Origin of the sequence: Escherichia sp. E1130, from assembly GCF_005781065.1 — a bacterium.
Classification (GTDB): Bacteria; Pseudomonadota; Gammaproteobacteria; order Enterobacterales; family Enterobacteriaceae; genus Escherichia.
This window is the reverse complement of record NZ_VATL01000009.1, coordinates 56,022-71,430: the sequence shown is the minus strand read 5'-3', so window position 1 is coordinate 71,430 and position 15,409 is coordinate 56,022. Positions and strand designations below refer to the sequence as shown.

Sequence of the window (15,409 nt, the reverse complement as noted above, 5' to 3'; positions counted from 1 at the left end):
TTTTTACTCAATCAGGCGGCGGTATTCGCCATACGTTGTTCGCGGTTTATCGCCTGCAAGGCGGAGACATCAACAATCAGTGCCACGCTGCCGTCGCCAAGAATGGTTGCAGCAGAAATGCCAGGGACTTTGCGATAGTTACTTTCAAGGTTTTTAACCACCACCTGATGTTGACCAATTAACTGATCCACCAGCAAGGCGTAGCGGCGACCGCCACTTTGCAGAATGACAACAATCCCCTGTGTAGCTTCGGTTTTCGCGCCTGCGACGTTGAACACTTTCCACAGTTCGACGATGGGCAGATATTCACCACGCACTTCCAGTACTCGCTCGCCGCCTGCCAGTGGATGGAGATCGGCTTCACGAGGTTGTAGTGATTCCATGACGGCGTTCAGCGGCAGAATGAAAACTTCGTCAGCAACGCGTACCGACATGCCATCGAGGATCGCCAGCGTAAGCGGCAGTAAAATGCGGATTGTGGTGCCAACGCCCTGCTTCGACTGGATTTCAACGTGGCCACCCATCTCCTGGATATTACGTTTGACGACATCCATGCCGACGCCGCGCCCGGAGACATCGGTGACCTGCTCCGCCGTGGAAAAACCAGGGGCGAATATCAACATCGCCACTTCGTCGTCAGTCATGTTGTCGCTAACGCTCAGACCTTGCGAGGCGGCTTTTGCCAGAATCCGCTCTCGATTAAGCCCCGCGCCATCGTCGGTCACTTCGATGCAGATGTTGCCGCCCTGGTGTTCAGCAGACAGGATTAAATTTCCAACGCTATCTTTACCCGCAGCGAGTCGTTTTTCTGGCAATTCAATACCATGGTCGAGGCTATTGCGTACCAGGTGGGTCAGCGGGTCGATAATGCGTTCTATCAGACTCTTGTCGAGTTCGGTGGAACTGCCCACCAGCGTCAGTTCCACCTGTTTGCCAAGTTTACCCGCCAGGTCGCGCACCAGCCGGGGATAGCGGCTAAAGACATATTCCATTGGCATCATGCGAATCGACATCACTGATTCCTGCAAATCGCGGGCGTTACGTTGTAACTGCCCCATGCTGGTAATCAAATCCCCATGATTCACCGGGTCCAGTTCACTGGAGCGCTGGGCCAGCATCGACTGAGTAATCACCAGTTCGCCAACGAGGTTAATCAGCTGATCAACCTTTTCAACCGCCACGCGGATGCTGCTAGATTCGCTGCCGCGCGACGTTTTTTCCCGTTCCACTCGCCCTGCTGGTGCTTGTTCGGCTGCCAGTTTAAGTACCGGTGGCGGGGATATTTTGGGCGCGGACTCTACTTTTTCGAAGGTAATCTGATCGGCCTCAATCACAAAACAGAGCACCGCTTTGATGTCATCTTCGGCGATGTCGCCCGGTAATATTGCCGAAAGAGAATCCGCCCCCTTCACCACATCAGTTAACGTTGTCAGATGCCCCAGCTCTTCTTCCAGTAGATCGACTTCTCCCGCCTTCAGACGCGAAAGTAGAATTCGTCGCGGCGACTCACTGTTACCCTGTTCATCTTGCGGTTCACTTTTGGCAACCACACTTAACCGGGCCATGGCGGGTGTCGATTCGCCTTTCGCTTCTATTGCCAGTTGACGTAAGGCCTGGCAGATATAGTCAAAGCTGGCGGCATCCGGCTCTTGCGACTGTTTATAAGCGTCGAGCTGTTCCTGCATGATGTCCTTCGTTTCCAAAAACAGATTGATAATGTCGGTGTTAAGCAGCATTTCACCGCGTCTGGCTTCGTCGAGCAGGTTTTCCATCAGATGCGTGGTTTCCTGCAATACGCTAAAGCCAAAGGTTCCCGCCCCTCCTTTGATGGAGTGGGCCGCACGAAAGATGGCATTCAATTGTTCGGCATCTGGCGCTTCTGGCTGTAAATTCAGCAGATGCTGCTCCATATCGGCCAACAGTTCGTCCGCTTCATCAAAAAATGTCTGGTAAAAATCGCTTATATCCATGCTCACGCTGTCACCTCGATTCGGCTGATGGCATTGTGGAAACACTGACCTGCGGTGTTACCCCAGGTTTTTCCAGGACGCTTACCGGCTCATTCTGGCTTTCGGCGTTTTCATGCAAAATGGCCTGTTCGGCTTGTTTATTCAGTACCAACAGACTGATTCGACGATTAACGGCATCATCCGGGCCGCGATCGCTTAAGCGCATGGTCGCCGCCATGCCGACAACGCGTAAAATTTTGCCATCAGCCAGACTTCCCACCATTAGCTCACGGCGCGACGCATTGGCGCGTTCAGTGGAAAGCTCCCAGTTGCTGTAACCTTTCTCACCATTGGCGTAAGGGAAATCATCGGTATGACCGGAAAGGCTGATACGGTTAGGAATACCGTTCAGCACCGGCGCAATGGCGCGCAGAATGTCGCGCATATAGGGCTCGACATCAGCACTACCGGTTTTAAACATCGGGCGATTCTGGCTATCAATTATCTGGATACGTAAACCTTCCTGTACCAGATCGATTTTGAGATGTGGACGCATCGCCCGTAGTTTCGGGTCTGATTCAATAAGCTGGTCGAGATCGCCACGCAATTTCCGCAGCCGACTTTGCTCCATGCGTTTTTTAAGTTCTTCAATGTTCGGCTGCTTATTCACTTCCCCCTGGCTTTGGGTGAAATCATCACCGCCGCCGGGAATTGGGCTTTCGCTATTAGAAATTCGATCGCCGCCCGTTACCGCTGTCGCCAGCGGCGTACGGAAGTATTCCGCAATCTGAATCAGCTCTTTTGGGCTGGAGATGGAGATAAGCCACATCACCAGAAAAAAAGCCATCATCGCGGTCATAAAGTCAGCATAAGCAATCTTCCACGAACCATGTGCTGCGCCGTGGGATTTCGCTTTGCGTCGTTTGACGACAATAATCGGATGCGCTTGATTCTTCATGCTTCCTCGGTTGTCGTCTGTTGTTGCGGATTTTTCACCGCGCGCACATGCTCTTCCAGTTCAACAAACGACGGACGTTCACTGGAATAGAGCGTTTTGCGACCAAATTCAACGGCGATAGGCGGTGCGTAACCGTTCAGATTAGAAAGCAGTGTGACTTTGACGCACTGCATCATTTTGCTGGTTTCGGCGCTTTTCTGGCGCAAAACACTCGCTAACGGGGAAATAAATCCGTAAGCCAATAAGATACCGAGGAAAGTCCCCACCATCGCATGTGCGATGAGCGCCCCCAATTCGGCAGCAGGACGATCGGCTGATCCTAATGCGTGCACCACTCCCATTACGGCCGCAACAATCCCAAACGCAGGAAGAGAGTCTCCGACCAACGCCAGGCTGTTCGCCGGGACCTCCGCCTCGTTTTCGTGCGTTTCTATCTCTTCGTCCATCAGGGCTTCAATTTCGAAGGTATTCATGTGGCCGCTGATAATCAGGCGCAGATAATCGACGATAAAATCCAGCATAACGGCATCCGCGAGGATGCGCGGATAACTGGCGAAGATCTCGCTCTCTCGTGGATTTTCAATATCGCGTTCCAGTGAGAACATGCCCATTTGCCGCGATTTCGCCATCAGACGGTAAAGCAACGCCAGCAAATCCATATACATTGCTTTGGTATATTTAGAGCGACGAAACAACAATGGCAGCGCCTTAAGCGTACCTTTGATTGCTTTGCCATTATTGCCGACGATAAACGACCCAATGCCTGCACCGGCAATAATCACCAGTTCAGCGGGTTGATAGAGTGCTCCAAGGCTTCCACCGGTCATCAAATAACCGCCGAAAACTGTACCGAGAACAACCAGGTAACCTAATAAGATAAGCACGACATCATCCTTTCACTGTTGACCATGACAGGATGTTCAGTCGGCAGACGTTACCTTACGGCTGGAGAAAAATAAGCAGCGGTAATTAATTACCGCTGCTGGAGTGTTTCGCCACACCGTATGGGTTAAACAGCCTGTATTCTCTGTTCATCCAGCAGTTGAGGGATAATATCGGCAGGGTTCTGAGAAAGTTTACGTCTTTTTACGGCGCGCGATGGTGGTTGACATAAGCTGCAGGCAAAACTGCCGACAGGTTGATGAGCATGAGTGATAAAATTACCGCCGCAGCAGTTGCAGCTGGAAAGTTGCAGTAAATCGCTTTCGACAAATCGCACCAGAGTCCAGGCGCGGGTTAGCGCCAGCAGTGGTCCGTTTTCGGCTTGTGGGCACTGTTCAAGGTATAAACGATAGGCTTTGATTACCGCATCGACGCCATTACATAACCCGGTTTTCAGTAAAAACTGCCATGCATTACAGAACATCGACGCATGGACATTTTGTTCCCAGGTCATAAACCAGTCGGTAGAGAACGGCAACATCCCTTTCGGCGGCGGGCTTCCGCGCAGCTCTTTATAGAGCTTGATCAGGCGTCCGCGACTTAATTGTGTTTCACTTTCCAGCATCTGCAAACGAGCGCCCAAGGTTATCAACTCCATGGCGAGTTGAATATCACGGGCTTCCTGAACAATGCTTTTTTCACTCATGATCAGGCCCTTTTCTTACGTTGTGCTTCTTCGGGCTGATTAACATCATTCAATAAACGCGTGGAGAGCATAATGCCGGTATGAATTTGCTGGAGATCGTCAACACGGGAATCCTGCGTCAGTTGGTTAATAGTCTGGTGGCTGTCAAAGCGGAATTGACAAATCAGTTGATTGGTTTCGGCCAGTTTAACCATTTGCGGAAGAGTCAGCGTCGCCAGCGTTGTAGCCATTTCTTCATTAATACCGAGACGAAACATGGCGGACGCTTTGTCCTGAACGATCAGACGCTGTGCAAGAAGTAAATATGACAAGTTAATGTCATAAATATGTTTCAGCAACTCGGAGGTATGCATTATTCCCACCCAGAATAACTAACTTTATTTTTTATGCGGTATCACCGCATCCCGTGATGTCGCCGGGAAATCCCGGTAAAAAGTAAATAAAAATGGAATAGTAGCGATCAACGAAAAAACACACAGACATCATAAGAGGTGAAACACGTCTTACACAGAGTGATGCTTTTTACACTTATCTAAGATTTTTCCTAATTCGACGCAACTGTACTCGTCACCACTCATACATACAACGGAGCGGAGCTGCGATTTTCGACAATGTGTGATACGGATCACACAAAACACTCAATTACTTAACATTGATGTATAAGTCATACTTTTGTTTTGCGTATATTTCATTCTGTTAAAAAGTTTTTCAGCTTATCTGCCAGCAAAAATGATGTGGCGGGATAAAATTGAGATGTTGCGCACTGTTAATATAAATCACCGTGAATAACCATATCCCGGATATGGGATAAATATCTATGTTCTCTGTAAATCATTAAAAAAACAGCCAATTAAATAATAATATGCCATTTAAAAAAAATTAAGGCTGCCAACAATATCAATGTTAACAAGATGTTTTATTAATATTAACCATTTGTTTAGTGAGAGAAATCAATTTCTCCACTTCCTCATCATCACCCGCATGACTACATAGTAACACTACGATATTGATTAATTATCTTTATTAATGATCATGCTAATATTTGCATTTTTGACCAAGTTGTTATTGCATCTATAGCTCATTCAGGGTAAAGCTGTGATCTCACCTGAAGTTCATAGAATAAGGAGCAGGTTATGAGTTACGCCAATATTCTTGTTGCCGTTGCTGTCTCACCGGAAAGCCAGCAACTGTTAGCAAAAGCGGTATCTATCGCCCGTCCCGTTAATGGGCGTATCAGTTTAATCACCCTCGCTTCCGATCCAGAAATGTACAATCAATTAGCCGCGCCGATGCTTGAGGATTTACGCAGTGTGATGCATGAAGAAACACAAAACTTTCTGGACAAATTAATTCAGGATGCTGGATATCCCGTTGAAGAAAAGTTTATAGCTTACGGAGAGTTGAGCGAACATATTCTGGCGGTATGCCGTAAACATAAATTCGATTTGGTGATTTGCGGTAATCATAATCACAGTTTCTTTTCGCGAGCATCCTGCTCTGCGAAAAGTGTGATTGCCTCAAGTGAGGTTGATGTGCTGTTGGTTCCGCTTAAGGGAGATTAAGCGCAATTACGCCAGCTTTGGAAAGGTCGCAACTTTATCGCGCTGCTGGCTTTCCGCGCTGCGCGGAACTATCAGCTTTAGGTCGCTAATAAAGCACTCCTGCCAGTGGTTAATATCGTTTTTCACGATAATTTCCAACATTTCTGCATGACGGGAAATACGTTCTGCCAGCGACATAGTCAATGCCCGATTCAACGCCGCCGCGACTTCATCACGATCGTATGGGTTAACGATTAACGCTGACGTCAGTTCATTCGCCGCCCCCGCAAATTGTGAAAGTACCAGTACGCCGGGATTGGCAGGATCCTGGGCGGCGACATATTCTTTCGCCACCAGATTCATCCCGTCACGCAGCGGCGTCACTAATCCGACATCGGAATAGCGGAAGATTTTCATCAGTAATTTACGGTCGAAATGCTGGTTCAGATAATAAAGCGGTGTCCAGCCTAATTGCCCATATTTTCCGTTAATTCTCCCGGCTTCATTTTCCAGCTGATGACGAATATCCTGATATGCCTGCACATCACCACGCGAGGTTGGCGCTATCTGGGTATAACGTATTTTGCCATGATGTTGCGGATATTTTTCCAGCAAGGCTTCATAGGCGAGAAAACGCTCAGGCAGACCTTTGGAATAATCCAGTCGTTCGACAGAAAAGATATTTTGTACGCTTTTCAGCTCCGCTTTTAATTGCGCCAGTTTGGGCGGCAGCGGTCCGGCAGCCTGTTTGGCTATTTCATCCGGTTCAATACCAATAGGGTAAACTTCGGTGCGAAATGCCTTGCCCCAGGCCGTATGATTGCGCGAACTACGCGTCGTGACGCGCGTCAGGTTGGAAAGGCAATCCAGAAACGCCAGGCGATCGTTTTCTGTCTGAAACCCCAGCAAATCATAATCACAAAGCTGTTCAAGCAACGTGTTATAAGTCGGCAGCGCGTTGAAGATTTCCGGTGTTGGGAAAGGAATATGCAGAAAGAAACCAATGCGATTATTCACGCCACGTTTACGGAGTTCATGCGCAAATGGCAACAGGTGATAATCGTGGATCCAAATAATGTCATCGTCTTCCAGCAACGGCAGTAATTTATCTGCCAGCAATGCATTCACGCGTAAATAGCCTTCCCAGGCGGAACGCTGAAATTGCACCAGATCGAGTCGATAATGAAATGCGGGCCAGAGAACAGCATTGGAGAATTGGTTGTAGTATTCGTCGAGATCCTTTTCACTGAGGTTAAAAGAGGCCCAGGTGATATTTCCTTTTTTCACCTTTTTTAGCGGCTGATCCTCATTCCCTGTTTCGCCACTCCAGCCAAACCACAGTCCACCTGCGGCTTTCAGCGCCCCCAGTATACCGACAGCAAGGCCACCGGCACTGGCGGCGTGCTCGTCTGGTGGTGCAATCCGGTTAGATACTACGACTAAACGGCTCATAGTCATCACTCCTGTTATTGTCTCTTTTTAGTTGTTGTAATGCGTTGGTTATCATTTCAAGCCAGCGCCAGACATCCGGCACGCCCGCCAGCCGCCATGATGCCTGAGTTGCGCCTGTGCCAATTTTCACTGACATTCCGCCCAGCCTGTTAACGACCGAGAAGCCAGATTCATCGGTTAAGTCATCACCTAAAAAAATAGGCTTGCGGCCAATAAAGGGAACTTCCTGCATAAATGCGGCAATCGCGTCCCCTTTGCTGGTGCCTCTCGGTTTTATCTCAACGACACACTTTCCCTGTTGTAACGCCATTTGCGGCCAAATCTGGGTAATGCGCTGCGCTAATGTCAATAAGGCGTCCTCATGCTGCGGTGCCTGACGATAATGCAGCGCAAACGCCATCCCTTTAGCCTCAATCTCCACACCGGGAAGCCTGGCGATAGCCGTATGCAGTTGAACGCTAATATCCCGGGCAATCGCTTCCGGCAAATGAACAATATGCGTTTTACCATTGATGTCACGGCGCTCCGCCCCATGCACACCCGCTAACGGGAAGCGATAAGGTTTCGCCAGTGCGTCAAGCTCTACCATTGAGCGCCCTGATATCAATGCCAATGCACCATCACTTGCGGTTGCCAGCAGCTGGAGTCCTTGCAGAATATTTTCAGGTACGACGACCTGATCGGGATGCGGTTTGATTTCCGCCAGCGTTCCATCGAGATCAAAAAACCAGGCATAATTCGCGGATAGTTCAGGGGGTTCGGTTAACGGTTCTGTCACCCGGTACTCCTCCTTATCTTTTTATTGTTCGCGCAGAACGCGCTTTACAGACATGTAAGTATAGACAGTGTGACGAGGCTCGCCATTGGCAAAAAGAACAGCCAACCGTTGTGGCGGTTGGCTGTGGAGGATTTTGGAACTAAATAATTATCGTATAAAGCATCAAACAGTGCGTTTCGCTTTTTGCTTATAACGGTCGAAGATCACCGCAGCCAGCAGGATTAAGCCACGAACAACATACTGTGCGAACGGAGAAATATTAAGCAGGTTCATGGCGTTTTCCACGGTGCCTAAAATTAAGATACCCGCCACTACATATGAGATTTTTCCGATGCCGCCTTTCAGAGAAACGCCACCTAAAACGCAGGCAGAGATAACAATCAACTCATAACCAATAGACGTCATTGGCTGGCCGCTGGTCATACGAGAAGCCAGAATGATCCCGGCAATCGCCGATACGAGACCAGAGAGAACGAAGATAATAATTTTGGTACGGACTACCGGTACACCCGCGAGGCGTGCCGCCTCTTCGTTACCGCCAATTGCCAATGTATTACGACCAAAAGTGGTTTTGTTCAGCAGCAAACCAAAGACGACCAGGCAAGCCACAGTGAGCCAGATTGGCGCAGGCAGGCCGAACCAGTTGGCATAACCGAGTGCAAAGAAGCTTTCATCTTCGATGCCCACCGCTTTACCGTCAGAGATAATATACGCCAGACCACGGACAATCTGCATCGTCGCCAGCGTGGTAATCAGGGCGTTGATTTTCAATTTAGCGATAACAAAACCATTCACCAGGCCGCAGAGAACGCCCAGCAGTAAACCTGCCGCCACGCCAATCCACAAACTTTCGGTCAGGTTAATAACCACCGCAGTGGTTACGCCTGCGCAGGCAATCACCGAGGCGACAGAAAGGTCAAAGTCACCTGAGGCCAGGCAAAACAACATACCGCAAGCCACCATCCCCGACATGGAGATTGCCAGTCCCAGCCCTTTCATATTAATAAAGGTGGCAAAGTTCGGCACGAAGATGGCACAGGCGATAAAAAGCACTGCGAACACCACCAGCATACCGTACTGATCCCAGATACGCCCGAGGCTGAATGACGACTTAGGTGCGCCAGAACCCGATGTAGAAACAGAAGACATCTTATTCTCCTTACTCAGGCAACTGCCTGGCTGACTTTAGGCATAGCAAGGCTTAGTGCCTGACGCTCATCTGCCTGCTCGTGTAGCAATTCACCGGCGATTTCACCTTCCCGCATAACTACGATGCGGTCGGCGACACCAAGGACTTCGGGCAGGTCACTGGAGGCAAACAGTACCGCCACGCCCTGCGCGGCCAGCGCATAAATCACGTTATAAATTTCATGTTTAGCCCCCACATCGATGCCGCGCGTAGGTTCATCAAGCAAAATGACTTTCATCTCTTCGGATAACCAACGCCCCAAAATGGCTTTTTGCTGATTACCGCCGGAAAGATTCATGATCAATTGCTCTGCACCTGGCGTTTTGATGTTGAGAGAACGAATGTGGTGATCGGCATTATTGGCTTCCCAGCCGTTGTTGATCACGCAACCGCCGTGCACATGTTTGCGACGAGCGCTGATGTTGATATTGTCGCGCACCGAATGCACTGGAATAATGCCCTCCGCTTTGCGATCTTCCGGGCAGAGCATCATGCCAGCGGCAATGGCGTGGCCCGGTTTACGGATATCGATCGGCTGTTGGTCGATATAAACCTGCCCAGCGGTAATTTGCGTACCGCCAAACATGCCTTTCATTAATTCGCTGCGCCCTGCCCCCACCAGACCAAACAGGCCGACGATTTCGCCACTGCGAACAGCCAGGCTTATTGGCGTACGCACGCCTGGCGCCTTTACCGCATCCAGACGCAAGCGCTCCTCGCCATAGTTGCGCGGTTGCCAGCCGTAGATATCGCCGATGTCGCGACCAACCATTGCCTGTACCAGCGAGTCATGATCTACCTGCTGCATGTCGGTAAAGGTTTTGACGTAACGACCATCTTTAAAAACAGTGATGGCATCGCTGAGCGCAAAAATTTCTTCCATACGGTGAGAAACGTATAAGATCACCCGCCCCTCTTTTCGCAGTTCACGAATGACGCGAAACAGATTGTCTATTTCACGCGCGGATAAGGAGCTGGTTGGTTCATCAAAAGCGATAATTTTGGCGTTACGTGCCAAAGCTTTGGCAATTTCAACCATCTGCCATTGCCCAATGGAGAGATATTTCAGCGGCGTATCCGGGTCAATATCCATACCCAGATGTTTGAGCTGTATCCCAGCTTCATAATTCAGCAGTGAACGATTCACGATGCCGCCTTTATGAGGAAGCTGGCCGAGATAGATGTTTTCCGCGACGGTCATTTCCGGCACGAGATGCAGTTCCTGGTAAATAATCGCGACACCCGCATTCAGTGCTGCGGTGGTATCGGAAAAGGACATTTCCTGCCCATTAATCACTACAGAACCCGTGGTTGGCGCATAGTTTCCACTAAGGATTTTTAAGAGTGTTGATTTTCCGGCGCCATTTTCACCCATCAACGCATGAACCTGACCGGCATAACAGTCAAAACTGATATCCGTAAGCGCCTTAACGCCTGGAAAGGTTTTACCAATGCCGCGAAATGAGAGATACGGGGTAGACTGTTGCATAACGTCTCCGTGAATCACTGGTCGTTTTACACCCCCTCTGCATAACGCAGAGGGGAATTTTTCCGGCAGATTACTTACCGCCTAAACCTTTTTTCTCCAGTTCTTCTTTAAAGTTGTCACGCGTGATCAGCACCACGTCGGTAACTTCAGTGAATTTTGGCGGTTCAACGTCTTTTGCTACCCAGTTGTAAAGCATTTCGCTGGATTTATAGCCATGAACGTCCGGGCTTGGCAGCAGTGAACCATAGAAACCCGTAGCCTGTGCCTTTGACAGTTCACTCACCGCATCCACACCGTTAATACCGATACCGATAATATCTGCGGCTTTAAAGCCCTGACCTTCCGTCGCGCGAACGCCACCCAGCACGGTGCTGTCGTTCATACCGACGATCAACCAGTGTTTAACTTCAGGATGCTGAACCAGCATAGAGTTGGCGGCATCAAACGCCCCTGGAATGTCGTTAGATTTGGTAGGAACTTGATAAATTTGTTTTTCCGGGAATCCGGCGGCTTTCAGCGCATCCATAGAACCGGTGGTACGACGACGGGCGGTATCCAGTTCGTTGGCAGTAATCGCCATTACGGCGCTTTCTTTCACATCCCAGCCACGTTTCTGCATCTCTTTATACAGTTCCTGGCCCTGACGTTCGCCAATTTTCGTCGCCGCCATCATCACCAATGGAACGGTATCAACCGGCTTACCTTTGGCATTAACAAACTGATCATCCACGGCAATAACTTTCATATCGTAGCCACGCGCTTTCGCCACGATGGCTGCACCCAGTTTCGGGTCCGGAGTACAGATAACAAAACCTTTCGCGCCACTGGCTGCCAGGCTATCAATAGCGTTCAGTGTTTTTTCGCCATCAGGTACGGCTATCTTAATAACTTCAAAGCCTAAATCTTTCCCGGCTTTATCGGCAAACTTCCATTCAGTCTGAAACCACGGTTCTTCTGGTTGCTTCACCAGGAAACCGAGTTTCAAATTTTCCGCCATAGCGGATTGTGACATAACGGCAGCCAGACCGATGGCTGCAAGAGCTTTAGTAAATTTGTGCATGGTTATCTCCAGCTTTAGCATCATTTTGTGTAGGGCAAAACCTAAGAACTTTCGTTAATTCAATCGGAAAACAAAGCATTACCTTTGGCGAAAAGATAAGTGACTGTGTTGGCATAGTTTTAGCGAGAAATTAATTCTCCATAGGAGAGCAATATCACACCGCAGAATTACAGTGAGAACGTGCATGAATTTAGCAATAAAAGACATACGGAAGACGTCAATTGTATGACAAATGAGAAATGACTTAGCAGATTAGTCCATAAGATTAGCCTGGAAATCCTTGTGGCATCATTTGATAGCTCTGACGTGTCTTCTTTTTAATCTAATTTGCTCGGGCAAGAAGCTGCTCATTACAGCTGAATGGTGAATGATGTAAGAAGAATAAAAACTCCAGACAAAATTCCTTTTGCTGTTAATTATCACCACCTTCATTAATGAAGGATAAATCCATAATGCGAGCATCATCGCAAAACTGAAAAAATACCTAAAAATATAAGAACAGCATCATGAAATTGATAAATTCATTTAATATCAATAACATCCAGAAATTCACAACATTGAGAGTTATTGCAAATCAATAACTCTAATCAATGAAATGTAAAAAAATATAAACTTGGTGATTTAAGGATTTTCTTATAATGCTTCAGACGTTATGCTTATTTCAGATCATCGTCAGAATTGACTCCAGGATCACATTTCGGACCCGCAGAAAGGAATTATTCTGCAAACAGTAATTACGGTGTTTTGATTTATCTTGCACCTCTCGTCTTCTGGATATAAGGATATTAGGTATGGCAACCACTGGAATGCTTCTCAAACTCAACACTCAAATGAACCGCGAGTTTTATGCATCCAATCTCTACCTCCACCTGAGCAACTGGTGTTCTGAACAAAGTCTGAATGGCACCGCGACTTTTCTTCGCTCCCAGGCACAAAGTAACGTGACTCAAATGATGCGCATGTTTAACTTCATGAAAAGCGTCGGAGCGACGCCCATCGTTAAAGCCATTGATGTACCTGGCGAAAAACTGAACTCTCTGGAAGAACTCTTCCAAAAAACGTTGGAAGAATATGAGCAGCGTTCAAGCACGCTGGCGCAATTAGCAAATGAAGCTAAAGAATTGAATGATGATTCTACTGTCGATTTTCTGCGCGATCTGGAAAAAGAACAGCAGCACGATGGTCTCTTACTGCAAACCATTCTTGATGAAGTGCGCAGTGCGAAACTGGCCGGTATGTGCCCTGTCCAGACCGACCAGCATGTTCTGAATGTCGTGTCGCATCAGATACATTAATAAAATCGGCGCATGAAAAGATGCGCCGAATACACAAAAAGTGGTGAAAACCGCTGCCTCACATCGCTGAGGCGGCGGTTTTTTAATGGGATTCGTTTTGTGGGGTAAACTTTAGCTCAATCAACGCGATGGCTTTTTGAATAGCACGCATAGTGACTGGGTCAGCAGCAGCCGGATGATGTGTAAAATCAATATTCTTCAGCTGGCTGGACATTTTTTCACGAACCTCAACAGGCGCGATCACATCGAGCACGTCGAGAATTTGTTTGATCACCAACTGGCAAGCAACAACATCAGAAACCAGTTCCTGATCGGCATTCAGCGGCTGGGACATCCTAAACTCCTGATAGCATTTTGAAATGCCGTTATAGTAGCGGCTTCCCTTCCTCAACGATAGTCACATCAGCCCGCATCAGGGTATAAAAAAACCTGCCGGAGCAGGTTTTTTTATTATCTGAACATATTGCCTGGCGGTACGTCTTTGAACGTCTTGCAATAATTATTGAACATGCTTTTCAGGATCTTACGCAGTTTCATCGCGCCACTCCGATTATTTGTTATGCAGGTGTTATTGTCCTTGCTGCTTATAATATGACATCCATCACAAAAATCAATCTTTATGTGATGCAAATCACATAAATACCCCTTTAATGTTACATAAATGATAACCACAAGATGTGTGCGTTCTGAAGAAAGCAAGGAATAGCGCTAATCCGTCGTCTTTTCTGTCCATAACCTGGCTGTGTCCACAAGTACAATACCTGTTTCTTCTCCCTCTTCAGGCTGTGACATGAAACATCTGATAATTGTTTTTTCACTTTTAACAGTAGCGGGCTGTACCGTAACTCGTCAGGCTCACCTCAGCGATGTTGATGCCACGAGTGGCATTGTACGCCTCGTTTATAATCAGGCTTTTTTACAACACGCCCGCACTGACAACTATCTCGATCAGGGAATCGCGAACCGCGCATGTCAGCAGGTTGGATTTACCCGCGCCTTTGCGTTTGGGCAACCTGTAAGTAACTGTAGTTTGTTTGCAGGATCATTATGTCTGAATACGCAATTTACACTGTCGTATCAGTGCCGATACTTAACCCCCTCGGCTTATCAATAAAGATTTTAATCAGCGAGGGAGGCTTCGCTGGTTAATTACCATCTCAAATAGCGTTAATGCGTTTTATTCACATTCGCATTTTTAATAATTGAATTTAATATTTTACCTTTTGCAAATAATAAAATAACAAATTATAGTGGCGCCACAGCAACAAATATAACCTTTGTGGAGCACTATCATGCTGAAACCAGAAATGATTGAAAAACTTAATGAGCAGATGAACCTGGAACTCTACTCTTCACTGCTTTATCAGCAAATGAGCGCATGGTGCAGCTATCACACCTTCGAAGGTGCTGCCGCGTTTCTGCGTCGCCACGCCCAGGAAGAGATGACGCATATGCAGCGTCTGTTTGATTACCTGACCGATACCGGAAATTTACCGCGAATTAATACCGTTGAATCACCGTTTGCTGAATATTCTTCACTTGATGAATTATTCCAGGAAACTTATAAACACGAACAATTAATTACGCAAAAAATTAACGAACTCGCTCACGCTGCCATGACTAATCAGGACTACCCAACGTTCAATTTCCTGCAATGGTATGTGTCTGAGCAACACGAAGAAGAGAAGTTGTTCAAATCTATTATTGATAAATTGAGCCTGGCGGGGAAAAGCGGCGAAGGACTTTATTTCATCGATAAAGAACTCTCTACCCTCGACGCACAAAACTAATCTTCTCTGGCGGCAGATTTTCTGCCGCCGTTTCAGATCAGTGACGACAAATCTTACTTTTATCGGTTGAGAACCCCTCTTCGCAGGGAATAAATTTGCCTTTTTCCGCCAGAAAAGCCACCAACTCTCCCGCTGTCATCCCTTCAGCCGAGCAAGTATGAAAACGTGTCTGATCACCAAAACGCGCTTTGATCGCCGCTTCCAGGCTGGCGTGCATATATTGCTCACCTGATTCAATCATCATATTTAACACTTCATGACCGTGAATCGATTCCATCGTTCCTCCTCAAAAAAAGCATAGCGTAACGATCCCCACGCCT

General features: G+C 47.8%; 17 protein-coding genes. 4 read left to right on the top strand and 13 right to left on the bottom strand.

From position 1 onward, the window contains the following. Positions 1–11: 11 nt before the first annotated feature. The 5 genes from cheA to flhD form a co-directional block, all read right to left on the bottom strand. Positions 12–1,976: a chemotaxis protein CheA gene (gene cheA, locus FEK66_RS09545; RefSeq protein ID WP_135494081.1), complete on the bottom strand. Its 1,965-nt coding sequence runs from the start codon at positions 1,974–1,976 to the stop codon at positions 12–14. A gap of 4 nt (positions 1,977–1,980) precedes the next feature. Continuing rightward, complete coding sequence (motB, locus tag FEK66_RS09540) at positions 1,981–2,907, bottom strand: flagellar motor protein MotB (RefSeq protein ID WP_131161115.1); 927 nt, start codon at positions 2,905–2,907, stop codon at positions 1,981–1,983. Continuing rightward, positions 2,904–3,791 (bottom strand): flagellar motor stator protein MotA, encoded by an 888-nt coding sequence (motA, locus tag FEK66_RS09535; RefSeq protein ID WP_130208527.1) that lies wholly within the window; start codon positions 3,789–3,791, stop codon positions 2,904–2,906. Before motA ends, motB begins: the two co-directional genes overlap by 4 nt. A gap of 125 nt (positions 3,792–3,916) precedes the next feature. Further along, positions 3,917–4,495, bottom strand: a complete 579-nt coding sequence (gene flhC / locus FEK66_RS09525; protein ID WP_064529301.1) for a flagellar transcriptional regulator FlhC — start codon at positions 4,493–4,495, stop codon at positions 3,917–3,919. 2 nt (positions 4,496–4,497) lie between these two features. Beyond that, complete coding sequence (gene flhD / locus FEK66_RS09520) at positions 4,498–4,848, bottom strand: flagellar transcriptional regulator FlhD (protein ID WP_130208529.1); 351 nt, start codon at positions 4,846–4,848, stop codon at positions 4,498–4,500. 780 nt (positions 4,849–5,628) lie between these two features. On the opposite strand from flhD, the gene uspC reads away from it, so the two are divergent. Continuing rightward, positions 5,629–6,057, top strand: a complete 429-nt coding sequence (gene uspC, locus FEK66_RS09515) for a universal stress protein UspC (protein WP_130208531.1) — start codon at positions 5,629–5,631, stop codon at positions 6,055–6,057. A gap of 6 nt (positions 6,058–6,063) precedes the next feature. On the opposite strand, the gene otsA is transcribed toward uspC, so the two are convergent. From otsA to araF, 5 genes are all read right to left on the bottom strand, one after another. After that, the gene (gene otsA / locus FEK66_RS09510) at positions 6,064–7,488 is read right to left on the bottom strand and encodes an alpha,alpha-trehalose-phosphate synthase (RefSeq protein WP_130208533.1); all 1,425 of its coding nucleotides are present in this window, start codon (positions 7,486–7,488) and stop codon (positions 6,064–6,066) included. After that, positions 7,463–8,266 (bottom strand): trehalose-phosphatase, encoded by an 804-nt coding sequence (gene otsB, locus FEK66_RS09505; protein ID WP_130218666.1) that lies wholly within the window; start codon positions 8,264–8,266, stop codon positions 7,463–7,465. The genes otsA and otsB overlap by 26 nt, the downstream gene beginning before the upstream one ends. A 162-nt stretch (positions 8,267–8,428) precedes the next feature. After that, positions 8,429–9,415, bottom strand: coding sequence for an arabinose ABC transporter permease AraH (gene araH, locus FEK66_RS09500; protein ID WP_130208537.1), 987 nt, complete (start codon positions 9,413–9,415; stop codon positions 8,429–8,431). Between the two features lie 14 nt (positions 9,416–9,429). Beyond that, on the bottom strand, positions 9,430–10,944 hold the full coding sequence (araG, locus tag FEK66_RS09495) for an arabinose ABC transporter ATP-binding protein AraG (protein ID WP_130259923.1): 1,515 nt from the start codon (positions 10,942–10,944) through the stop codon (positions 9,430–9,432). A gap of 70 nt (positions 10,945–11,014) precedes the next feature. Continuing rightward, positions 11,015–12,004, bottom strand: coding sequence for an arabinose ABC transporter substrate-binding protein AraF (gene araF, locus FEK66_RS09490; protein WP_130208541.1), 990 nt, complete (start codon positions 12,002–12,004; stop codon positions 11,015–11,017). Positions 12,005–12,795: 791 nt separating this feature from the next. Between araF and FEK66_RS09485 the strand changes: the two genes are divergently transcribed. Beyond that, complete coding sequence (locus tag FEK66_RS09485) at positions 12,796–13,299, top strand: non-heme ferritin-like protein (RefSeq protein ID WP_130208543.1); 504 nt, start codon at positions 12,796–12,798, stop codon at positions 13,297–13,299. Between the two features lie 82 nt (positions 13,300–13,381). On the opposite strand, the gene yecJ is transcribed toward FEK66_RS09485, so the two are convergent. Continuing rightward, the gene (gene yecJ, locus FEK66_RS09480) at positions 13,382–13,633 is read right to left on the bottom strand and encodes a DUF2766 family protein YecJ (RefSeq protein WP_064529310.1); all 252 of its coding nucleotides are present in this window, start codon (positions 13,631–13,633) and stop codon (positions 13,382–13,384) included. A 116-nt stretch (positions 13,634–13,749) separates the two neighbouring features. Further along, the gene (gene azuC / locus FEK66_RS09475; RefSeq protein WP_010723106.1) at positions 13,750–13,836 is read right to left on the bottom strand and encodes a stress response protein AzuC; all 87 of its coding nucleotides are present in this window, start codon (positions 13,834–13,836) and stop codon (positions 13,750–13,752) included. A gap of 253 nt (positions 13,837–14,089) precedes the next feature. Here azuC and yecR point away from each other — a divergent pair, with 253 nt between their 5' ends. Then, positions 14,090–14,413, top strand: a complete 324-nt coding sequence (gene yecR, locus FEK66_RS09470) for a YecR family lipoprotein (RefSeq protein WP_130208545.1) — start codon at positions 14,090–14,092, stop codon at positions 14,411–14,413. Between the two features lie 178 nt (positions 14,414–14,591). Further along, complete coding sequence (gene ftnA, locus FEK66_RS09465) at positions 14,592–15,089, top strand: non-heme ferritin (RefSeq protein WP_000917207.1); 498 nt, start codon at positions 14,592–14,594, stop codon at positions 15,087–15,089. A gap of 37 nt (positions 15,090–15,126) precedes the next feature. Here the strand turns inward: ftnA and FEK66_RS09460 are convergent, their stop codons facing one another. Next, entirely contained in the window at positions 15,127–15,366 is a 240-nt protein-coding gene (locus tag FEK66_RS09460; RefSeq protein ID WP_135494083.1) for a YecH family metal-binding protein, read from the bottom strand. Positions 15,367–15,409: the final 43 nt, after the last annotated feature.